The organism is Sphingomonas sp. AC435, from assembly GCF_979253005.1.
This window is the reverse complement of record NZ_CEEDCJ010000001.1, coordinates 731,285-751,341: the sequence shown is the minus strand read 5'-3', so window position 1 is coordinate 751,341 and position 20,057 is coordinate 731,285. Positions and strand designations below refer to the sequence as shown.

Annotated in this window: 20 protein-coding genes and 1 tRNA gene; 5 read left to right on the top strand and 16 right to left on the bottom strand. The window is 67.5% G+C overall.

The genetic code is table 11. From position 1 onward, the window contains the following. Window positions 1–9: 9 nt before the first annotated feature. The 7 genes from AC0CH8_RS03595 to AC0CH8_RS03565 all read right to left on the bottom strand — a co-directional run bounded on the left by AC0CH8_RS03595 (window position 10) and on the right by AC0CH8_RS03565 (window position 6,541). Window positions 10–1,578: a DUF4153 domain-containing protein gene (locus AC0CH8_RS03595; RefSeq protein WP_465238695.1), complete on the bottom strand. Its 1,569-nt coding sequence runs from the start codon at window positions 1,576–1,578 to the stop codon at window positions 10–12. A 423-nt stretch (window positions 1,579–2,001) separates the two neighbouring features. Continuing rightward, window positions 2,002–2,598, bottom strand: coding sequence for a peptidylprolyl isomerase (locus tag AC0CH8_RS03590; RefSeq protein WP_465238694.1), 597 nt, complete (start codon window positions 2,596–2,598; stop codon window positions 2,002–2,004). A gap of 126 nt (window positions 2,599–2,724) precedes the next feature. Beyond that, complete coding sequence (locus AC0CH8_RS03585; RefSeq protein ID WP_465238730.1) at window positions 2,725–4,149, bottom strand: ammonium transporter; 1,425 nt, start codon at window positions 4,147–4,149, stop codon at window positions 2,725–2,727. An 11-nt stretch (window positions 4,150–4,160) separates the two neighbouring features. Further along, complete coding sequence (locus tag AC0CH8_RS03580; protein ID WP_055844722.1) at window positions 4,161–4,499, bottom strand: P-II family nitrogen regulator; 339 nt, start codon at window positions 4,497–4,499, stop codon at window positions 4,161–4,163. Between the two features lie 159 nt (window positions 4,500–4,658). Further along, window positions 4,659–4,856, bottom strand: coding sequence for a putative signal transducing protein (locus AC0CH8_RS03575; protein WP_204198985.1), 198 nt, complete (start codon window positions 4,854–4,856; stop codon window positions 4,659–4,661). A 6-nt stretch (window positions 4,857–4,862) separates the two neighbouring features. Beyond that, on the bottom strand, window positions 4,863–6,161 hold the full coding sequence (locus AC0CH8_RS03570) for an MFS transporter (protein ID WP_465238693.1): 1,299 nt from the start codon (window positions 6,159–6,161) through the stop codon (window positions 4,863–4,865). Further along, window positions 6,158–6,541, bottom strand: coding sequence for an antibiotic biosynthesis monooxygenase family protein (locus tag AC0CH8_RS03565; RefSeq protein ID WP_465238692.1), 384 nt, complete (start codon window positions 6,539–6,541; stop codon window positions 6,158–6,160). Before AC0CH8_RS03565 ends, AC0CH8_RS03570 begins: the two co-directional genes overlap by 4 nt. A gap of 121 nt (window positions 6,542–6,662) precedes the next feature. On the opposite strand from AC0CH8_RS03565, the gene AC0CH8_RS03560 reads away from it, so the two are divergent. Continuing rightward, window positions 6,663–7,274, top strand: coding sequence for a class I SAM-dependent methyltransferase (locus AC0CH8_RS03560; protein ID WP_204198988.1), 612 nt, complete (start codon window positions 6,663–6,665; stop codon window positions 7,272–7,274). On the opposite strand, the gene AC0CH8_RS03555 is transcribed toward AC0CH8_RS03560, so the two are convergent. The 3 genes from AC0CH8_RS03555 to AC0CH8_RS03545 form a co-directional block, all read right to left on the bottom strand. Beyond that, window positions 7,271–8,302, bottom strand: coding sequence for a copper resistance protein B (locus AC0CH8_RS03555; protein ID WP_465238729.1), 1,032 nt, complete (start codon window positions 8,300–8,302; stop codon window positions 7,271–7,273). The two genes, AC0CH8_RS03560 and AC0CH8_RS03555, sit on opposite strands and share 4 nt — an antisense overlap. An 80-nt stretch (window positions 8,303–8,382) precedes the next feature. Continuing rightward, window positions 8,383–10,215: a copper resistance system multicopper oxidase gene (locus AC0CH8_RS03550; RefSeq protein WP_465238691.1), complete on the bottom strand. Its 1,833-nt coding sequence runs from the start codon at window positions 10,213–10,215 to the stop codon at window positions 8,383–8,385. Window positions 10,216–10,258: 43 nt separating this feature from the next. Further along, window positions 10,259–11,461 carry a phospholipase D-like domain-containing protein gene (locus tag AC0CH8_RS03545; RefSeq protein ID WP_465238690.1) on the bottom strand — a complete coding sequence of 401 codons (1,203 nt, stop codon included), beginning with the start codon at window positions 11,459–11,461 and terminating at the stop codon, window positions 10,259–10,261. A 120-nt stretch (window positions 11,462–11,581) separates the two neighbouring features. Here AC0CH8_RS03545 and rpoZ point away from each other — a divergent pair, with 120 nt between their 5' ends. Beyond that, window positions 11,582–11,926: a DNA-directed RNA polymerase subunit omega gene (rpoZ, locus tag AC0CH8_RS03540; protein ID WP_204198992.1), complete on the top strand. Its 345-nt coding sequence runs from the start codon at window positions 11,582–11,584 to the stop codon at window positions 11,924–11,926. 689 nt (window positions 11,927–12,615) lie between these two features. Here rpoZ and AC0CH8_RS03535 read toward each other — a convergent pair. Then, entirely contained in the window at window positions 12,616–13,296 is a 681-nt protein-coding gene (locus AC0CH8_RS03535) for an RlmE family RNA methyltransferase (protein WP_204198993.1), read from the bottom strand. 13 nt (window positions 13,297–13,309) lie between these two features. Continuing rightward, window positions 13,310–14,350, bottom strand: coding sequence for a Ppx/GppA phosphatase family protein (locus tag AC0CH8_RS03530; protein ID WP_204198994.1), 1,041 nt, complete (start codon window positions 14,348–14,350; stop codon window positions 13,310–13,312). 164 nt (window positions 14,351–14,514) lie between these two features. Between AC0CH8_RS03530 and AC0CH8_RS03525 the strand changes: the two genes are divergently transcribed. Beyond that, window positions 14,515–14,588, top strand: a tRNA-Gln gene (locus AC0CH8_RS03525). A gap of 449 nt (window positions 14,589–15,037) precedes the next feature. Beyond that, on the top strand, window positions 15,038–15,301 hold the full coding sequence (locus AC0CH8_RS03520; RefSeq protein ID WP_465238688.1) for a hypothetical protein: 264 nt from the start codon (window positions 15,038–15,040) through the stop codon (window positions 15,299–15,301). A gap of 168 nt (window positions 15,302–15,469) precedes the next feature. Here the strand turns inward: AC0CH8_RS03520 and AC0CH8_RS03515 are convergent, their stop codons facing one another. Both AC0CH8_RS03515 and AC0CH8_RS03510 read right to left on the bottom strand, forming a co-directional pair. Then, complete coding sequence (locus tag AC0CH8_RS03515) at window positions 15,470–15,880, bottom strand: response regulator (protein WP_204198996.1); 411 nt, start codon at window positions 15,878–15,880, stop codon at window positions 15,470–15,472. Between the two features lie 499 nt (window positions 15,881–16,379). Next, window positions 16,380–17,219 (bottom strand): metalloregulator ArsR/SmtB family transcription factor, encoded by an 840-nt coding sequence (locus tag AC0CH8_RS03510; protein WP_465238687.1) that lies wholly within the window; start codon window positions 17,217–17,219, stop codon window positions 16,380–16,382. Window positions 17,220–17,300: 81 nt separating this feature from the next. Between AC0CH8_RS03510 and AC0CH8_RS03505 the strand changes: the two genes are divergently transcribed. Further along, window positions 17,301–18,260 (top strand): acyl-CoA desaturase, encoded by a 960-nt coding sequence (locus AC0CH8_RS03505; protein ID WP_465238686.1) that lies wholly within the window; start codon window positions 17,301–17,303, stop codon window positions 18,258–18,260. On the opposite strand, the gene AC0CH8_RS03500 is transcribed toward AC0CH8_RS03505, so the two are convergent. Both AC0CH8_RS03500 and AC0CH8_RS03495 read right to left on the bottom strand, forming a co-directional pair. Continuing rightward, a complete protein-coding gene (locus AC0CH8_RS03500) occupies window positions 18,226–19,155 on the bottom strand; it encodes an electron transfer flavoprotein subunit alpha/FixB family protein (protein WP_465238685.1) in 930 nt (309 codons plus the stop codon). The two genes, AC0CH8_RS03505 and AC0CH8_RS03500, sit on opposite strands and share 35 nt — an antisense overlap. Next, the gene (locus AC0CH8_RS03495; RefSeq protein WP_465238684.1) at window positions 19,152–19,901 is read right to left on the bottom strand and encodes an electron transfer flavoprotein subunit beta/FixA family protein; all 750 of its coding nucleotides are present in this window, start codon (window positions 19,899–19,901) and stop codon (window positions 19,152–19,154) included. The genes AC0CH8_RS03500 and AC0CH8_RS03495 overlap by 4 nt, the downstream gene beginning before the upstream one ends. Window positions 19,902–20,057 lie beyond the last annotated feature (156 nt).

Sequence of the window (20,057 nt, the reverse complement as noted above, 5' to 3'; positions counted from 1 at the left end):
GGCACAGGATCATCGTTGCGCCGCTCCCGTCAACGAAGAGTTTTGCGGTGGCATGGACGCCGTGGTGAGTGGATTGGGTCGCCGGATGGCGCCGTTGCACTCGCGACCATACGGCGCAGGGCGGAGGCGGACCGGCCGGACCATCGTCTCGACCTGCGCGGTCCGGCGCGCATTGCGCCACGTCCAGCCGCGCCAGTACGACTGGCGGATCGCGATCTCGTCCTGCGCCTCCACGCGCAGGAACGCGAGGCGATCACGGATCGCCGGGTCGGATGCGTGCCGCTCCAGTTGCGCGACGGACACGATCGCGGATGGTCCGAGCTCGTGCAGGTAGCAGAGGTCGAGCGGCGGCCCCTGCCGCCCCATCGCCAGCGCGACGCGGGCATTCCACGCCGCCGCCGCCGCGCCGAGATCGACGACGCTGCACAGCGCCAGCACCAGCGCCGCCGCGAGCGCATTGGCGTTGATCAGGCACGCAGCGGAGCGTCCGCGCAACAATCGCCAGCCGACCAGCACCAGCCCGGTCGCGACCAACGCCATCCACGCCAGCGCCGCCAGCCGCAGCGTCGTCATCCCGTAAGCGTCGACATAGTCGAGCGTCCGCAACGCGCTGGACGCGACGAGCAGGACGTTTTGCGCGATCCACACCGTCACCAGCCGCCGCACCGTCGCGCTCGCTGCCCCGACGCTGCCGGGGCGCAACGCAACCAGCACGAACGCGCCCGCCAGCAACGCCGTGACGATCAGCGCATACGCCCCCTGATGCGCGTATTCGGCCATCGTGACGCGCGACGGCAGCGGTGCGCCGCTCCACAGGAACGCGATGTCGAGCGCGTTCTGCACCGCGAAGATCGCGTTGAACACGACCAGCGACAGCGTCAGCGTGGCCGGGCCGGGCTGCACCGCGTCGAGGTCGAACCCTGCGCGCTCCTGACGCTGCCGGGTCGTCGACGCGGCCGGACGCAGCATCGGCCACCCGCCCGCCGTAATGACGGCGGCGAGGATCGTGCGCAGGACGACGGTGTCGAGGCCCGGCAGCGTCACGCCCGAAAAAGCATCGGCGATCAGCGGATTGGCGTTGGCGAACAGCGTCAGGAACAGCGCGCCGCCAACGATCGGCAGCGCCACCAGTGAGATCATCCCGGTCAGACGCAGACCCTGATAACGTCGCCGCTCTCGGACCCGGCTGATCTTGCCCAGATCGCGCAGCGGCGCGCCGAGCCCGCTGACGCCATGCCACACCAGTCGCCCCGCCCAGGCGATCGCATCGTCGAACCGCCGCCGCGGCAGCAGCGTGGCCAGCGACACGGCGATCGCGAACAGCAGGAGCGTAAGGAAGCCCGGATCGTCGACCAGCACCAGCGCGAACCCGCCCGCGGCCAGCGCCGCAATGCGCGCGTCGCAGTCACGGAGAACCGCCGGCCGAGTCATTACCAGTGCGGCCAGCCATGCGAGCGCGAACCCGCCCAGCGCCGCGCCGATCATCCCCTCCTCGAACACGATCGCCTCGCCCAGCGCGATCAGCGCCGCGCTCGCGATCAGCTTGCGACCGATGCCGCCCCGTCCAAACCCCGTCATGCCTGTGCACCCCGTCCTGTTTCAGGCTGACGGGATGCGCTGCCGCGGTCGAGCCACGATGGCGCGAACGATGCGCTTGCTGCGCGAAGCCTGTGCAGATCGGGTGCAGGCTGATTCTGGCGATGTCGCACGTGCGGTGATCTAGCTTCAACGGCATGCCGGCCGTCGAATAGCCGTCACGGGTTGGGCTCAAACCCGGATCACGCATCGATCGTCATGCCGGGACGGGCGCGGCATGACGAAATGGCATTCACGGCCTCAAGAACGCGCTGGCAGCCCGCCTATCGCGCTTGTCGTACCGTGACGATGCCCATCTCCGTTCGGCCTGAGCGAAGTCGAAGGCCATGCCCCCGGCGAAGTGCTTCGACGTCGCCCGGCACCAACGGTCAGGCGAGAACCGGCATTCCTCGATGCACTGCGCCCTTACGGAACCCGCCGCACCGTCAGGATCTTGACCCCCGGCTTCAGCATCTCGCCCTTCATCGCGCCTGCCCCGGCATTCGGATCGCGCGGGCCGGACCAGATGCGTTTGACCACGTCCATCCCCTCGACGACGCGGCCGAACACCGCATAACCGACATTGTCGCCGGGCGCCTCGGGATGCGCGTCCAGCCCGGTCATATCGCCGATCGCGATCGTGAAGTCGGCGCGTGCGGTGCCCGGGGCCATGCGGCCCATCGAAATCGCGCCTTCGGTATGCGTCAGCCCGGTCTTCGTCGTCGGCTCGTGCGCGATCGGCGGATACAGCTTCTTCATGTCGTGCTGCCCCGCCTGGATCAGGCCTGGCCCCCACGCCAGCCGCATCGCGCGAAAGAAGGTGATACCGTCCAGCCGCTTGGCATCGACGTAGCGCAGGAAATTGGCGGCGGTGACCGGCGCGGCGGCGCGATCCACCTCGATCGTGATCGGTCCTTCGGTCGTGGTCATGACGACGCGAACCGGCGGTGGCCCGGCCGGCGCGGCGACTTGGGCCGCAACCGGAGCGGCGATCATCAGGGCGAGCAGGAATCGGATCAGCATGGCGCCGACGCTACCGGAGCGGCCGGCCAAAAAATAGCCCGGTGCGTTTCCGCACCGGGCTTCAAGGATGTCCGCAGGAGGAACATCGGGGGAGACGAGGCTTCTTCAGGCCCCGCCCCGAACGGGTCAGTAGTTGTAGGCGCGCTCGCCATGCTCGTTGATGTCGAGGCCCTCGGTCTCGACTTCCTTGCTGGGACGCAGGCCCGTCGTCGCCTTGAGGCCGTAGAACAGCACCGCCGAGACGCCGCCGGACAGTACCAGCGTCAGCACGACCGCCTTGATCTGGGTCAGCACCTGACCGGCCATGTCGTATGTGCCGGCGACCGACGGGAAGACGGTGTAGTCGACCCAGCCCTGACCGCCGAGCGACGGCGCGGCGACGATGCCGGTGCCGATCGCGCCGATGATGCCGCCGACGCAGTGGATGCCGAACACGTCGAGCGTGTCGTCATAGCCGAGCTTGTTCTTCACCGTGGTGACGAACCAGAAGCAGACCGCCGATGCGACGAAGCCGAGCAGGATCGACGTCATCGGTGCGGCGAAGCCCGCCGCCGGGGTGATCGCGACGAGACCCGCGACCGCACCCGACACGCCGCCGAGCAGCGACGGCTTCTTGTGGACGATCTGTTCGATCACCGCCCAGGCGACCGCCGCCGCCGCAGTGGCGACGAAGGTGTTGATGAACGCCAGCGCGGCGAGGCCGTTCGCCTCCAGGTTGGAACCGGCGTTGAAGCCGAACCAGCCCACCCACAGCAGCGACGCACCGATCATCGTCATGGTCAGCGAGTGCGGCGGCATCGGCTCCTGCTTGTACCCCACGCGCTTGCCGATGATCAGGCAGCCGACGAGACCGGCGATCCCTGCGTTGATGTGGACCACCGTGCCGCCCGCGAAATCGAGCGCGCCCCAGCCGTACAGCAGGCCGGTGTCGGTCGGTGCGTCGGACAGGAAGTCCGGGCCGGCCCAGTACCAGACCATGTGCGCCATCGGGAAATAGACGATGGTCAGCCACAGCACGACGAAGATCAGCAGCGGCGTGAACTTGATCCGCTCCGCGAACGCCCCGACGATCAGCGCGGGCGTGATGCACGCGAAGGTCATCTGGAACACGACGAACGCGTATTCGGGAATGTAGACGTTGTTGGAGAAGGTCGCGCCGTAAGTCGTGGCGCTGACCCCGGCGAGGAACGCCTTGCTGAGCCCGCCGACATAGGGCGAGCCGCCCGTGAACGCCATGCTGTAGCCCCAGCAGACCCAGACGAGGGCGGCGACCGAGACGATCATGAACACCTGCATCAGCACGCTGAGCATATTCTTGGTGCGGACGAGGCCGCCGTAGAACAGCGCGAGTGCCGGCACCGACATCAGCAGCACGAGTGCCGAGGAAATCAGCATCCAGGTCGTGTCGCCCTTGTTGACCATCGTGGCCATCTGTTCGGGCGTGGGCGCCTTGATCGGCCCGGCGGCGGCAGCCTGTGCCCAGGCGGGTGCGGCGAGTGCGGTGGTCGTGGCGATCGCCCCGATCCCCGCGATCATGCGAGAAAGCGTCATCATTCCCCCCTTCAAAGCGCCGAATCGTCGGTTTCGCCGGTGCGGATGCGCACCGCCTGTCCGACGTCGAGCACGAAGATCTTGCCGTCGCCGATCGCGCCGGTGTTCGCCGACTGCTGGATCGCCTCGACCACGCGGTCGGCGATCGATGCGGCGCAGACGACCTCGACCTTGATCTTGGGCACCATGTTGGTGCTGTACTCGGCACCGCGATAGATCTCGGTCTGCCCCTTCTGGCGGCCGAAACCCTTGACCTCGGTGACCGTCATGCCCGCGACGCCCAGCGTGGTGAGCGCTTCGCGGACCTCGTCGAGCTTGAACGGCTTGATGACCGCTATGACCAGTTTCATCCCGCCCCCTTTGATTGGCTATTGATGCAGGATGCTGCTCTGCAACAGGCGTGCCATTCGGGAGACGCAGCCATTCCGTAGCGGAAGGCCCGCGAAACCGTTTAGTTAACGAAACATTATCGGGCAGCGGCGATGCAGTGCCCGATTATCGGGCAGTACTTAGTCGGGGATGATCGCCCTTGCCTCGACGAGATCGTCCTCGTCGACCATGACCCGCACCGGGATCAGCAGGTAGCTGCCGTCGGCGATGCTGGAGCCGCCGTCGAACGCGACCGCATCGATCCCCTCCGAGTCCAGCCGGCCGACGATGATATGCGCCGCGTTGCGATCGTAGCGGCCGAGTTCGACGAGTGCCATCGACGCTCAAGCGATCGGGGCGGCGGATCGATCCGCCGCCCCGCGCAAGCCGCCCCACGCATAGCCGAACACCAGCACCAGCGAGCCGGCGGCGATCAGGTACGGCAGCGGCTGCCACAGACCGTAGAGGCCGATGCCGATCGACGGCGCGAGCACGAAGCTGGCGCCGTTGACGCTGGTGACCTTGCCCGCGACGGAGCCCTGCGCCTCCGCCCCGACCGCCAGCGACGCGCCCGCCGTGAAGCCCGGGCGGGTAAAGCCGAACCCCAGGCTGGCCATCGCATAGGCCAGCGAGATTCCGTAGAGCGACGTCGCCAACCCGGTCAGCGCGGTACCGGCGATGCTCAGCGTCAGGCCGACCAGCACCAGCCGCCGGGGGGTCAGGTTCAAAAGCGGGATCAGCCCCCATTGCACCAGCAACGCCGCGCCCGCGCCCATCATCAGCACGATCCCGGTCGGCTCCAGCGCGGCGGACGGTGCGACGTGGAGCCGGTCGATCACGACGAAGCCGATCACCTGACTGGCCATCGCCTGCGCATGCCCCATCACCAGCCCCGCAATCATCCACGCGCGGACGCGGCGGTCGAGATAGCCGACCTGTTCGCCGTGCGACTGAGTCGCCGCCGCCACCGTCGCACCGGTCGGCGCACCGCCGATCGAGGGATAGGCGGAACTGGTGCCGCCACCCCGCAGACGCCGGTCGTCCGGCAGCAACCGCCACACCGTCACCCAAACGCCCGCGCCGAACAGCGCGAACAGAAACGCCGGCCCAGCCAGCCCGATCTCGAAGCCGCCGACATGGCCGAGCAGCAGATACGGCGCGATCGCCGGTCCCAGGATCGTGCCCAGCCCGAACGCACTCGCCAGCAACGTCAGCGCGCGCGTCCGCTCTTCCGGCGTGGTCGATCCGGCGACCTCCGCCTGCACCGCCGGCGGCGCGGCGACGCCGAGCGCGCCGTAGAGGACACGGCCCAGCACGAACAGGACGAACGCCGTCGTCCCGCCGACCACGCCGTTGATCCCCGCCGCCAGAAACAGTCCGCACAGCAGCAGCGATAGCGTATACCCGCCCATGCCCAGCAGGATCATCGCCTTGCGCCCATAGGTGTCGGACCGGTTCGCCCAGAACGGCGCGGCGACCACCCACAACAAGGCCGAGATGGAAAACGCCGCCGCGACCATCGCATCCGCCACGCCCAGCGATCGCCCGAGTGCCGGCAACACGGATTGCAGCGCCGTATTGCCCGCCGCGATCGTCAGCATCACGAGGAACATCAGCGCGAAGTTGCGGTCGGGGGTGGTCATTCCCGCGCCCAGGCGTAGGACCGCGTCACGCCGGCGACGGCGACCTCGTACCCGTCGTACCAGAGACTTCGGCCACGGTCGCGGATCGCTTTATGGTCAGGATGCGTGCGCCATGCCACCGCCGACGCCTCGTCTTCCCACCAGCTGACGGTGATGCCGAACCCGTCCGCGCCGCGGGCGCTGTCGACACCGCGATAGCCGGGCTGAACCGCAGCTAAAGCGTCCATCGCCGCCGCCGCGTCGGCGTAACCCGCCTCGTCGGCGCTGCTGCGTCGGGACAGGAACACGACCGCGACCTGCCCCTCCCGACCATGATCGTCCGCCCCTCGCATGACGCCGCTGTAGGAGGCGGGCGGGGGTGCGCCAACCCACTCCGCCACGTCTTTCGATCACTCGATTAGCCGCATGGCGAAACCCGATGGCTTGCAACACGTTCGGCACCTGTGCGACGGAGAGGGCAGCCTCGCCGATCGTGTGGGGACCACGACCGACAGGATTCCGATGGCAAGCTCGTCCACCGCCGCCCGCCGCGCGCGCCGCCCCGCCGGGATACCGTCCCCGGCGCAGATGTTTTTTCAGGGCTTTCTGAAGCACCCGGTGATGGTCGGGTCGATCATCCCATCCTCCGACAAGCTCATCCGCAACATGTTGGGACGGGTCGATTGGGACCAGTGCAAGCTGTTCGTGGAATATGGTCCGGGCGTCGGCACCTTCTGCCGTCCCATTTTGGAACGCATGGCGCCGGACGCGACGCTGATCGCGATCGATACCAACACCGATTTCATCCGCTATCTCGACGCGACGATCGTCGATCCGCGGTTCCAGGCGGTCGAGGGATCGGCAGCGGACGTGGCGACGATCATTGCCGACCGCGGCTTCGCGCATGCCGATTACATCCTGTCGGGCTTGCCCTTCTCCACGCTGCCCGCGGGCGTCGGCCCGGCGATCGCCGCCGCGACGCATGCGACGCTGCGTCCGGGCGGCGCGTTCCTCGTCTATCAGTTCAGCCCGAAGGTGAAGGACTTCCTGACCCCGCACTGGCAGCGCATCGACCACGACATGGAATGGTGGAACGTGCCGCCGGCGCAGCTCTACTGGGCCTGGAAGGACTAGAACCAGGCACGAAGCCCGGCAACAACACCGATCCCGCCGGTGTCCTCGCCAGCGCCGCGAGCGAAGCGGGCGGTGTCGCCCAGTCGCCGCTCCCATGACACGCCGACATACGGTGCGAACTCGCGGCGGATTTCGTAGCGCAGTCGCAACCCGAGTTCGGCGTCGGTGATGCCGGACCCGATCCCGCGCCGACGCACATCCTGCACCGACAGGTTCACTTCCGCGCGCGGTTGCAGGATCCAGCGCTGCGTCAGCCGCTGATCGTAATACCCCTCGACCCGGCCCAGCACCTCGCCCGTCGTCGCGACGAACGCGGCGGCGTCGACCTCGAACCAATAGGGGGCGAGGCCCTCGACGCCGATCGTCGCATAGGTGCGCGCCGGACCGGGGCGGATGTCGTGCCGCACGCCGGCCTGAAGGTTGAAGTACGGCCCGATTGCGCGCGCATACAGCGCCTGCACCTCCGCCGCCTCCAGCCGGCCGCCGAGATCGCCTTCGCCCTCGCTTTTCACGACGGCGCGGTGGATGTCGCCGCCGAACCACGCCTCCCCCTCCCAGCGATAACCCTCGCGACCGTCCCGCACCTGCAGCTCGGCGAGGTCGAGCATGACCTGCGCGAAGGTCTGGCCGCCGCCCTCCTCGCGCATCATCGCGTCGCGGGCGCGCGCCATTGCCGCCGGCTCCCAGACGCGGTCGGCATAATGCGGCATCGGCACAGCCGGCGCGGGCGCATCCCCGGCGGGCAGGTCCGTGCCGGCCTTCGCCGCCGGCGACGCCATAGCGCCTTGATCCATCGGCTCGGAATCCGTCGCCGCCCCGGCCGCCGCGTGGTTCATCCCGCTATGGTCCATTCGACTATGGTCCATTTGCGAATGATCCACCGGCGCGGGTACCGCCGCACGCGGCTGCGGCCGCGCGGCGCGCTTCGCCGTTGGCTTGGCGGCGCGCATCTTCGCCACAGGCTTCGGCTTCGCTGGCGCAGGCTTCGCGGTTGCCCCCGGCATCGCCATGCCCGGCATGCCGTGCATCGCATGATCCTGCGCACTGGCCGATACGACGCCCGGCGCGATGCCGATCGTGGCGACGGCGAGCAGCGCCAGCCCCCAGATCACGCCGCCTCCCCGCGCGGTCGGACGCTGACCACGCGCATCATGCCCGCGAGCATGTGATAGAGCATGTGGCAGTGGAACGCCCAGTCGCCGACCGCATCGGCGGTCAGGTCGAACGTCACGGTCCCGCCCGGCTGCACCAGCACGGTGTGCTTGCGCGGGGCGTGATCGCCCTTGCCCGTCACCAGATCGAAGAAATGCCCGTGCAGGTGGATCGGGTGCCCCATCATCGTATCGTTGATCAGGGTGACGCGCACCCGCTCCCCCTCGGTGAAGGCGAAGGGTTCGTGCGTGTCGACCATCCGCTGCCCGTCGAAGCCCCAAATGAAGCGTTCCATGTTGCCCGTCAGGTGGATCGTCAGGCTGCGATCCGGCCCGCGCACGTCGGGGTTGCGATCAAGCGCGATCAGGTCGCGGTACGTCAGCACACGGTGGCCGACATCCTCCAGCCCCTGCCCCGGATAGCCGGTGCGATCGACCGGCATCGGCGCGATCGTCTGCACGCCGGGGCCTTTATGCACCTGCGGCGCGCGCGAGAAGTCGCGCATCGCCATGTCGCCGTGGTCCATCGCGCCGTGGTCCATTGCGCCGTGGTCCATCGTGGCATGATCGATCGTCGCGTGATCCACCGGTGTTGCGGGTGGCGGGACGTAGCCGGGCGTCGCGAGGGTCCGCGACGCGTTCTGCTCCGCACCGGGATCGACGCCCCGTGCCTCGCCGCCCGCTGCCATGCCGCCCATGCCCATATCAGCCATCGTCGCCAGTGGACGCGCCCGGAGCGGCGGCACCGGTGCATCCATCCCCGTCCGCGGCGCCAGCGTGGCGCGCGCCATGCCCGACCGGTCGATGCTTTCCCCGATAAACGTATAGGCGCGATCGCCCGTCGGCGTGACGATCACGTCGTATGTCTCCGCGACACCGATCTGGAGTTCGTCGACCGTCACCGGCCGCACGTTCAACCCGTCCGCCTGCACCACCGTCATCGCCAGACCCGGGATACGGACGTTGAAGGTCGTCATCGCCGACGCATTGATCAGGCGCAGCCGCACCCGCTGCCCCGGTTCGAACAGGCCCGTCCAGTTGTCGCGCGGGCCGTGACCGTTGACGAGGTAGCGGTAGGTCGCGCCGGTACCATCGGCGATGTCGGCCGGGTCCATCCGCATCGCCCCCCAGTGCTTGCGGTCCTTTGCCGTCTGGTCGCGCCCCGCCAGCAGGCCGGCGAGCGTCTGCCGCTGGAAATTATAATAGCCGGGTTGCAGCTTCATCCGGCGGAAGATCGCCGCCGGGCTCTGCTCGCTGTGATCGGAGAACATGACGACGTGATCGCGATCCGCCGCGATCGGATCGGGGCCGGCAGGGTCGATGACGATCGGCCCGTACAGCCCCTCCTGCTCCTGCCCGCCGGAATGGCTGTGATACCAGTATGTCCCGTTCTGCCGGACGGTGAAGTCATAGACGAACTGATCGCCCGGCCGGATGCCGGGAAAGGACACGCCCGGCACGCCGTCATACTGGAACGGCACCAGCAGCCCGTGCCAGTGCAGAGACGTATCGACGTCGAGCGCATTGACGACGCGCAGGCGCACGCGCTGCCCCTCGCGCAGGCGGATCAGCGGCGCGGGTGCGGCGCCGTTGATGCCGATCGCCCGCGATGCGGTGCCGTCGATCGCCATCGTCTGCCGCGCGATCCGCAGCACGATCTCCTCGCCGGACAGCACCGGTCGCTCCAGACCGGACGCGCCGGTCTGCGCCCATATCGGCGTCGCGGCACAGCCCACGCCAGCCAGCGCGGCGGTGCGCAACATCGTCCGGCGATCGATCGAAGTATTCATCGCGCCCGCCTCTAGGATGCGCAGGCGAACAAAGCGAACGCGACTATTCGTCTATCCCGAAATTCAGCCCGCGCGACAGGCCGGGATCGACCACCGCCAGCACCAGATAGGCGCCGAACTGCTTCACGCGCTGCCACCAGCCGGTCGTGGCGCGGTACCCGTCCCACGTGATCTCGCGCGCGTTCGCCAGTTCGCCGTCGACATAGCCGCGAACATGCGCGGCAAAGGCGGCGTCGTCGATCCGGAGCATCAGCTCCAGGTTGATGAACAGGCTGCGCATGTCGAAATTGGCGGAGCCGACATGCACGGCATCGTCGACGACGTACAACTTGGTGTGCAGCTTGGTCGCCTGATATTCGAACATCCGCACGCCGCGCTTCAGCAGGCCGGCATAGCTGAAGCGCGCGGCGGCGATCGTCGCATTGTTGTCCGATTTCGCGGCGGTCATGATCCGCACCCGCTGGCCCGTCTTCCCGCTCCGCTCGATCCGCCGCAGCAGCATCGGACTGGGCGTGAAATAGGCAGCGATCATGTCGATGCAGCGACCCGTCGCGAGATCGGTGCGCAGCGTTTTCGCCCAGGGCGACAGCCGCCGCGTCGGTCCGCCGATCAGCCAGCGCAGCCGCCCTTCCGTCTCGCTGAAGCGGCCGAGTTCGCGATTGATCGGCCGGATGCGCAGTTTGGGCCGCTCGACCGCGGTCTTCAGCGCATCGAAATACCCGGCCATGCGCGCCGCCGCCGGCCCCTCGACCAACAGGCCCAGATCGCGCCACGCCTTGTCGGCGATCGTGCCGAAATAATCGTCCTCGACGTTGAAGCCGCCGATGATGATGCGCGGGTTCGTCTCCGCATCGGCCAGGGCGAGCTTCTGGTGATTGCGCAGCAAATAGCGCCGCCCGAACTTCGCCGAGAACACGCATTTGTCGACCCCCGCCTCGGCGAGCGGATCGAAGAACGCGTCGGGCGTCTTGTCGCTGCCGAACCCGTCGACGATCAGCGCCACACGCACTCCGCGCCGCGCCGCCGCCGCCAGCGCAGCGTTGACTCGCCGCCCCGAATCGTCGGCGGCATAGATGTAATAGAGGATGCGCAGGTCGTGCTTCGCGCCCTCGATCAGGGCGATCAGCGCGTCCATCCGCTCCGGCCCCTCGGGCAACAGCGTCAGCCGGTTGCCCTCCACCATGAACGCCGGCCTATCGATCGACCCGGAACGGGTGTGCGTGCGGTCGGCGGGAGCGGTGGCCATGCAACCATTACGCATGGGCAACGGCGTTGATCCATGTTGCCGATGCCGCAAACCTTGCTTTTCGCCCCCCCGCAGCGTAAGCGCCGCAATTCTCCCTATTGGTGTAGTTAAGGACACGGCATGGCGCGCGTCACCGTCGAGGATTGCGTCGACAAGATTCCCAACCGGTTCGACCTCGTGCTGCTTGCGGCACAGCGGGCGCGCCAGATCTCGGGCGGCGCCGAACTGACGCTGGACCGCGACCGCGACAAGAACCCGGTCGTCGCCCTGCGCGAGATTGCCGAGGAGACGGTCCGTCCGGCGCATCTGGAGGAATCGGTCGTCAACAGCCTGCAAAAGGTTCAGATGGACGACGACGACGAGGCCGACGCCATCGGCAGCCTCTCGGCCTCCGCCGAAGCCTTGCGCCTGACGGCATCGGCACCGCCGCGGAATCAGAATCTCGGCGCAGATTATGATGGGTGAGGCAGGCGATCAGCACTAGCTGATCGCCGTCGCGGCCTCATCCTCGGCCGGCGGGGCAGCGCCGCGACCGACGACACGGCTTAGCCGTGTTGCTCTTCTGACTTCTCGTGCGACTTGTCGACGAGGCTCCGGACCCTCCCGTAGCGGCTTCGGGAGGGTGCCCCTTCCGCCTGGCCGTCGCCCCAGTGAAAGCGGGGCCTCCCCGTGGGACGGGGACGTCCTCTCCTCATGGAAACCCCCAGCGTTCGCTGGGGTGACGAGCGGGCAAGCTGGTGTTCGGCTCAACGGCGGGATCCGTCGCTCGTGATCGCTCGCCACACCGACCGCGCTTCGCCCCGTGTTCGATAGAGGCACCCAGCTGTATCGTAGGTCGGCATCAGTTACGCTGATCCGCGACCCCGCTTGAACCTAAGCGGCATGGCCGTGTCCTCCGTCGGCTCCGATAAGCCTCCCGTCATGCCGGGCTCGTCCCGGCATCCACCGACCAGCACAACCAGCCGCCGGCAGGCTCGCGAAACCGTCGATGCCGGACCGGCCCGGCACGGAAAAACACGCAGAAGACGTCCGCTTGGACCGAGACGCGTTCTCGACGATTTGCAGCACGCTGCCTCGCCCACAACCCCGCCGCGGCAAAGCCGCGCCGTCGACCGGGCTGCGCCCGCCGGCCGCAGGTCGGGCCGAGACGCGCATCAGCTGCGCTGATCCGCTGCCCTACCCTTGAACCCCTGCGCCACCACGAACCACTCGACCGACCCCTTCCGGCTCGACGGCGGCTTGGCGTGCTTCACCGTCGTGAAGTTCCGCTTCATCTCCGCCACCAGTTCCGAATCCGCGCCGCCCGCGAACACCTTCGCCACGAACGCGCCGCCCGGCGACAGCACCTCGACGGCGAACGCCAGCGCCGCCTCGACCAGCCCCATCGTCCGCAGCGCGTCGGTCTGTGGATGCCCGACCGTGTTCGCCGCCATGTCGGACAGGACGAGGTCGGGTGCGCCGCCCAGCGCCTCGCTCAGCTTCGCCGGTGCGGCGTCGTCCATGAAGTCCATCTCCAGGATCGTCACGCCGTCCAGCGGATCGACCGGGAGCAGGTCGATCCCAACCACCTGCGCCCCCGGCGAGCGCCGCCGCACGACCTGACTCCAGCCCCCCGGCGCGATGCCCAGATCGAGGACGCGGCGCGATCCCTTGAGTAATCCGAACCGCTCGTCCAGTTCCAGCAGCTTGTACGCCGCGCGGCTGCGATACCCCTCCGCCTTGGCACGGCGGACATAGGGGTCGTTCAACTGCCGCTCCAGCCAGCGGGTCGAGGCGGCGGTGCGGCCGCGCGCGGTCTTCACGCGCTTGCGGCCGCCAGTAATGTTCCGGTTCATCGTTTTGGCCGATTCATGGCTTGGGCGTTCCCATCAGACTGCGCAGGATACCCTCGCGGATTCCGCGGTCGGCGATGCCGAGGCGCTCGGCCGGCCACAGATCCATGATCGTCTCCAGGATCGCGCAGCCCGCGACGACCAGATCGGCGCGCTCGTTGCCGATGCAGGCCACCTTGGCGCGCTCGGCGATCGATTTCTCCGCCAGCGATCGGCTGATGTCGCGCATCGCCGACGCCGGCGCGATCAGGCCGTCGACCGCCGACCGGTCGTAATGCGACAGGCCCAGATGCACGCTGCCCAGCGTCGTGACCGTGCCGCTGGTACCGAGCAGCCGCGGTCGCGCCACGCCGCGCGGCAGGCGCGCCGCGAACGCCGCCATGCTGTCCGCGACCAGCGCGCGCATCGCCGCATAGGATTTCGCCCGCCCCTCGGCATCCTCGCCGCCCCCGGCGCTTTCGGTCAGCGACACCACGCCCCAGGGCGCGGAATGCCAGTCGATCACGCGCGGTGCGGGGCCCTCGGTGTCGACCAGCACCAGCTCGGTCGATCCGCCGCCGATGTCGAACACCAGCGCCGGCCCGCCGCCGGGCTCGATCAGCGCGTGGCAGCCGAGCACCGCCAGCCGCGCCTCCTCCTCGGCGGAAATGATGTCGAGCCGGATACCCGTCTCTTCATGCACCCGCTCGATAAAGGCGGGCCCGTTCACCGCCCGCCGACACGCCTCCGTCGCCACCGACCGCGCCAGCGTGACGTTGCGCCGCTTCAGCTTGTCGGCACACACCCGAAGCGCCGCGATCGTCCGCTCCACCGCCGCATCGCTCAGCCGCCCACTGGCGGCCAGCCCCTCGCCCAACCGGACGATCCGCGAAAAGGCGTCGACCACTGCAAACCCCGGCCCCTGCGGGCGGGCGATCAACAGACGACAATTGTTGGTGCCGAGGTCCAGCGCCGCATAGGCGTGCGCATCGTGCCAGCGACCGCGTGGCGGCCGGGCGGGCGCCGGACGGGCAGGGCGATCCTGCCGGTACGGCAATCGGGCGGAAACATCCCCCATGTGCCGTGATCTTTCTGTTCTGTTCTGCCGTCGCGGGAGATCCCGTCCGGTGCTTGAGGTGCAACGTAGCGGTCACCGGCCCCTGCGACAAGCCGCCCGCGCCGCTGTCGCCGGACGCGGGGCGTTGACATGCCCCGCCCGCCCGCCTAGACGCGCCCACCTGTTGCCCCGTCGTCTAAAGGTAAGACTACGGACTCTGACTCCGTCAATTGAGGTTCGAATCCTCACGGGGCATCCAGCGCTACTTAGCCAAGTAGATGAAACTGGCGCGAACGGCGATATGGCCGCTGCGCTATCCAAACCTTATCGTGCGCACCCGCGTTGTCCGTCGTCGCGAGGGTATAGCGTGCCGGGGGATCTCCCGCTCTCGCTGGAAGAGGTCGCGTCGCCGCTGCGTGCCTGACCCCCGCGCCGCTCAGCGTACACTACCCACTCGCCGACGATCGACGCGTCACGCCAGAGCAGCTCACCACAAGCGGCCCGCTCGTCATCCAGCCGCTTGATCCCGGCGGCGGAGACGGTCGTATCGGGATGCTCGCTGCCGACAGGAGACTTTTTCCCGGCCGACCCCGATCCGCGACACTCGGCCGGATCGAACTTCGCTCAACAAGTTAGCGCTGCCGACGCTAACCCATGTCGAGCGGGACGCTGCGATCCGGATCAGCGACATCTCGACGGGAACGCAGGATGTTGATCCTGATCAACAGGCCCGGAAACCATAACGTGCCAGCTTCCCATTGGACGATGCAAAAAGATCAGATGCTGGCGAAGCAATACGCGGCCGGAACCTCGATCATCGACATAGCGGCTTCGCTGGGATGCAGCGATCATGCGGTGAAGACGCGGGTGAGCACCTTGGGTTTGCTGAGGCGTCGAACGTCGGCTCGTGGTGCTGTAGACGGTAATACTCACTGGCTGACGAGATCGGCGAGCGACGATGGGCAGGAGTGACGGCCTTGGGCCCTCGGGCCGCTGGCTTTGCTGCGGGGCGGGACGAAGCATCCTGGGCAGGACAATGCCCGATCGACCACGATGCTCCTGCCGAGCGAACGCTGTGGATGCTCGGCTTCTCCGAGGGTCGAGCGTCGATAGTGTCAGGGACTCCTGCGAATGCGGAGCCTAGATCGCCGTCTTCAGCGGTTCCGGCTTCTTGTGATCCGGAAGGGTTTTCGCGAGATGGCCGATCACCATCTGCTGATTGAACGGCTTGTTGATGAACGTCGCCTTGTCCGGCATGTCGCCGTCCGAGGGCTTCACCCGCCCACTGGCGATCACGATTTCGATGTGGGGGTGGGTCGCCGCGACATGCCGCGCGAGGGCAAACCCGTCCAGCGTCGATCCCGGCATATCGACGTCGCTGAACAGAAGAATGACGCTGTCACTGTGCCGATCGAGCAGTTCCTTGGCGCGATCGCCGTCGTCCGCATCGTAGACGCGGAAGCCTGCATCCTCCAGAATCGCGCAGGTCTCCATGAGGATGAGAGGTTCGTCCTCGACCACGAGGGCAAACGGCGTTGTAGAAGGCTCCATCCCGCTCTAACCCGCCGAGATCGCTTCCGATCCTCACTGCCGTGGTGGGATCGGCATGAGTCAGCATGCAGCCAAGCCTCGCCAGAGCGCCTGCATAGCTGGGCAGGGGAAATGCGACATCCCGCCAGCGCCGGTTTTCGCTCGACAAAATTCCTCTGGAGCCTGCTTCGTCGTCTTCTGCTGCCGGGGCAGCGCGTGCACGTGGCGACACGATCCGGGCTTCGGCTCAAAGGCATGCAACAGACGGTCGCTGCCCCGAAAAGCGCCTCATACGCTTCGATCGTTAGAATTTGCACGTCACCTACCCGGATTACAGTGGCTTGGCAGTCTGCGCGCAGTCACATCCTGCCCGCTCGGACGATGCCGCCGAGGCCGAGGGTTCGAGTTAGCTCTGGACCGGCTGGGCCGGAGCGCGACGGTGGCCTTAAAGGCAACCTCGGTCAGCGACGAACGCAGGATTGCCTCGGAGCCAGTAACATCGAACCGCTCCCCGGAGGTGTCAGTCCCCCGCGTTCAGGTGTTCGAGCACGAAGCCGACCCGCTCAGCGACGGATGCGCGCGGCAGTTCGACGATCGTGTAGCCATAGTCGGCATAGGTCGCGCGCATGATCGATTCGGTCGCGGCGGCGAGCTGCATCGACTGTTGGCGCTCCGCATCCTCAGTGAAGATCTCCGCCCAGAATGGCGCGAGAAACACGCGGCGGTTGTACCGGTGCGAACGCACCGCCTGATCCAGCACGGGCGGTACCGCGATCCCCGACACGCGCAGGAAGCCGGCGACATCCGGGACCCCGCGGTCGAGCAGCACCGTCTCGCTGCGATCCAGCGCCGCCTCGCGCGCCGCCGTCTCGCCCGCCAGCATCAGCTTGGCAAAGCGACGCTGATCGCCCCAGGGCAAGGCATTCTCCCGCGCCGCGACCTGTTCGCGAATGATTCGCCGGCCGATTTCCTCGCTGGTGGCGATACCCGCCGCCGCCAGCGCGTCGATCAGCGTCGACTTGCCCGATCCCGGCCCGCCAGTGATGACGTGCAGCCGGTCCGACGGGGTCAGCGCCGCCGACTCGCGCTTCAGTGGGCGTGAGACGGGGCACACCTCCTGGACATAGCCGTTGAGCGTGTTCGTCAGGCTGTCCGGCACGATCGCGTAGAAGACGAACTGCCCACGCTTCTCGCTGGTGACGAGGCCCGCCGCCTCCAGCACCGACAGATGCTGCGAGATGGACGGTTTCGACATGGAGAAGCGCGATGCGATCTCGCCGGCACTCAGCTCCGCATGGCTGAGATAGGCCAGTATCTTCCGGCGGACGGATGAGGACAGGGCTTCGAAGATACGCTGCATCACTGGGCAATTAGGTGCTTGCCTAACTATCGACAACCGTCGTATCGTTGTTTAGGTAGTTGCCTAAATACCTAGGAGACGATGATGCCATGCTCCTCGACCGACCGCATGGAAGCGGATGACGGAAGCTGCGCCGTCACCGGCCGTGTCGAATGGGCGCCCGCCCGCTCATTGTGGATAGGCGGGATGACGCTCTCCGCCATCACCCTTGCGCCCTTCTACACCACATCCGGCGCGATACTGCTGTTCCTCGCCACGTCCGCCGCCACCCTGTGTCTGGGCCACTCGATCGGCCTTCACCGCCTGCTCATCCATCGCAGCCTGTCGGCGCCGCGCTGGCTGGAGCAGGTGCTGGCGTATCTTGGCACGCTGGTCAGCATGGCGGGACCGCTCGGCATGGTCCGGCTGCACGACACACGCGACTGGGCGCAGCGGCAGACGGCGTGCCACGATCTGCACGCGCATCGCACCACGATGCTGCGGGATGCATGGTGGCAGATGCACTGCCGCCTGATCCTGGCACACCCACCGACCTTCGTGCTGGAGGAGCGGCTGGCACGCGACCGCGTGCTGCGCTGGCTGGAGGCGACGTGGATGTTGCAGCAACTGCCGTTGGCCGTGGTGTTCTTCAGGATCGGCGGGTTGCCGTGGCTGATCTGGGGCGTGCCGGTGCGGGTCGCCGTCAGCGTCACCGGCCACTGGTTCGTCGGACACCTGACGCATCGCCGCGGGCCGCAGGGGTGGATCGTGGACGATGTCGCGGTACAGGGTCACGACCTGCCCGCCGCCGCGCTGATCACCTTCGGGGAGGCGTGGCACGGCAATCATCACGCATGGCCCGAATCCGCAAGACTGGGCGTGGAACCGGGCCAGCACGATCCGGGCTGGTGGGTGTTGCTCGCGATGCGGCGGCTGGGGCTGGTCTGGGACCTGAAGGAGCCGCCGATGCTGGTGCCGCGCGCGGGATTGCGGCGGGTGGAGCGGCCTTGCCCCACCCGCCACCGGATCACAGCTTTTCGGTCAGTTCCGGGATCACCTTGAACAGGTCACCGACCAAACCCAGATCCGCGACCTGGAAGATCGGCGCGTCCTCGTCCTTGTTGATCGCGATGATTGTCTTGGAGTCCTTCATCCCCGCCAGATGCTGGATCGCGCCGGAAATACCGACCGCGACATAGACTTCCGGGGCGACGATCTTGCCGGTCTGGCCGACCTGATAGTCGTTCGGAGCATAACCCGCATCGACCGCCGCGCGGCTCGCGCCGACGCCGGCACCCAGTGCGTCGGCGAGCGGATCGATCAGCGCATGGAACTGCTCCGACGACCCCAGCGCACGGCCGCCCGAGACGATGATCTTGGCGCTGGTCAGTTCCGGACGGGCATTCGCCGCGATCTCGGAACCGGCGAAGGTCGACAGACCCTTGTCCCCGGTCGACGCCACCGCCTCGATCGAGCCCGAACCACCCTCGGTCGCCACCTTGTCGAACGCCGTGCCGCGGATCGTCAGCACCTTTTTCGCATCCGACGACTGCACCGTGGCGATCGCGTTGCCGGCGTAGATCGGACGGGTGAACGTGTCTTCGCTCTCCACCGACAGGACTTCACTGATCTGCATCACGTCGAGCAGCGCCGCGACGCGGGGAGCGATGTTCTTGCCCGTCGTCGTGGCGGGCACGACGAACGCGTCGTGGTGGCCCATCAGCTCGACGACCAGTGGCGCGACATTCTCCGCCAGCGCATGCGCATAGGCCGCGTCGTCCGCGACATGCACCTTGCCGACGCCGGCGATCTTCGCCGCCGCGTCCGCGACACCGCCGACGCCCTGCCCTGCCACCAGCAGATGCACCTCGCCCAGCTTCGATGCCGCCGTGACGGCCGACAGCGTGGCGTCCTTGACGGCAGACCCGTCATGTTCGACCCAGACCAGCGTCTTCACTTCGCCACTCCCATCGCCTTCAGCTTCATCACCAGTTCGTCGACATCGGCGACCTTGACGCCCGCCGAGCGCTTGTTCGGCTCGACCACCTTCAGCGTCGTCAGGCGCGGCGTCACGTCGACGCCGAAATCGGCCGCGGTCTTCGTCGCCATCGGCTTCGACTTGGCCTTCATGATGTTCGGCAGCGACGCGTAGCGCGGCTCGTTCAGGCGCAGGTCGGTGGTGACGATCGCGGGCAGCTTCAGATCGTCCGTCTCCAGCCCGCCATTGACTTCGCGCGTCACCCTGGCGGTGTCGCCCTCGATCTCGACCTTGCTGGCGAACGTGCCCTGCGCCCAGCCGAGCAGGCCGGCGAGCATCTGTCCGGTCTGGTTGTTGTCGTCGTCGATCGCCTGCTTGCCGAGGATCACCAGCTGCGGCTGCTCCTCCTCGACGATCTTGGCGAGGATCTTGGCGACCCCCAGCGGCTCGACCTTGGTATCGCTCGTCACCAGGATCGCCCTGTCCGCGCCCATCGCCAGTGCTGTGCGCAGCGTCTCCTGCGACTTCTGCTCGCCGATCGACACGACGACGATCTCGGTCACGCCGGCGCGATCCTTCAAACGGATCGCCTCTTCGACGGCGATCTCGTCGAACGGGTTCATCGACATCTTGACGTTGGCGAGGTCGACACCCGTCCCGTCCGCCTTCACGCGGGGCTTCACATTATAGTCAAGCACGCGCTTGACCGGCACCAGCACCTTCATCGGAGCTCCTCTCAATTTCGTCGCGTTCGCTTAGGATGGTCCTAGGCGCTAAAACCCGGTTTTCGCAAGTCCGGTATGGTCGGCCGGCCTTGCCGCAGCGGCTTTAGGACTATGCCGCATGCCCTCAACGAAAAAGGGCCCGGACGTTTCCGCCGG

Excerpts from the sequence above, each read along its gene's own strand:
- AC0CH8_RS03595 (WP_465238695.1), bottom strand. The coding sequence starts at position 1,578 with ATGACGGGGTTTGGACGGGGCGGCATCGGTCGCAAGCTGATCGCGAGC.
- AC0CH8_RS03590 (WP_465238694.1), bottom strand. The coding sequence starts at position 2,598 with ATGCTGATCCGATTCCTGCTCGCCCTGATGATCGCCGCTCCGGTTGCG.
- AC0CH8_RS03585 (WP_465238730.1), bottom strand. The coding sequence starts at position 4,149 with ATGACGCTTTCTCGCATGATCGCGGGGATCGGGGCGATCGCCACGACC.
- AC0CH8_RS03580 (WP_055844722.1), bottom strand. The coding sequence starts at position 4,499 with ATGAAACTGGTCATAGCGGTCATCAAGCCGTTCAAGCTCGACGAGGTC.
- AC0CH8_RS03575 (WP_204198985.1), bottom strand. The coding sequence starts at position 4,856 with ATGGCACTCGTCGAACTCGGCCGCTACGATCGCAACGCGGCGCATATC.
- AC0CH8_RS03570 (WP_465238693.1), bottom strand. The coding sequence starts at position 6,161 with ATGACCACCCCCGACCGCAACTTCGCGCTGATGTTCCTCGTGATGCTG.
- AC0CH8_RS03560 (WP_204198988.1), top strand. The coding sequence starts at position 6,663 with ATGGCAAGCTCGTCCACCGCCGCCCGCCGCGCGCGCCGCCCCGCCGGG.
- AC0CH8_RS03555 (WP_465238729.1), bottom strand. The coding sequence starts at position 8,302 with ATGCACGGCATGCCGGGCATGGCGATGCCGGGGGCAACCGCGAAGCCT.
- AC0CH8_RS03550 (WP_465238691.1), bottom strand. The coding sequence starts at position 10,215 with ATGAATACTTCGATCGATCGCCGGACGATGTTGCGCACCGCCGCGCTG.
- AC0CH8_RS03545 (WP_465238690.1), bottom strand. The coding sequence starts at position 11,461 with ATGGCCACCGCTCCCGCCGACCGCACGCACACCCGTTCCGGGTCGATC.
- rpoZ (WP_204198992.1), top strand. The coding sequence starts at position 11,582 with ATGGCGCGCGTCACCGTCGAGGATTGCGTCGACAAGATTCCCAACCGG.
- AC0CH8_RS03535 (WP_204198993.1), bottom strand. The coding sequence starts at position 13,296 with ATGAACCGGAACATTACTGGCGGCCGCAAGCGCGTGAAGACCGCGCGC.
- AC0CH8_RS03530 (WP_204198994.1), bottom strand. The coding sequence starts at position 14,350 with ATGGGGGATGTTTCCGCCCGATTGCCGTACCGGCAGGATCGCCCTGCC.
- AC0CH8_RS03520 (WP_465238688.1), top strand. The coding sequence starts at position 15,038 with ATGTTGATCCTGATCAACAGGCCCGGAAACCATAACGTGCCAGCTTCC.
- AC0CH8_RS03515 (WP_204198996.1), bottom strand. The coding sequence starts at position 15,880 with ATGGAGCCTTCTACAACGCCGTTTGCCCTCGTGGTCGAGGACGAACCT.
- AC0CH8_RS03510 (WP_465238687.1), bottom strand. The coding sequence starts at position 17,219 with ATGCAGCGTATCTTCGAAGCCCTGTCCTCATCCGTCCGCCGGAAGATA.
- AC0CH8_RS03505 (WP_465238686.1), top strand. The coding sequence starts at position 17,301 with ATGATGCCATGCTCCTCGACCGACCGCATGGAAGCGGATGACGGAAGC.
- AC0CH8_RS03495 (WP_465238684.1), bottom strand. The coding sequence starts at position 19,901 with ATGAAGGTGCTGGTGCCGGTCAAGCGCGTGCTTGACTATAATGTGAAG.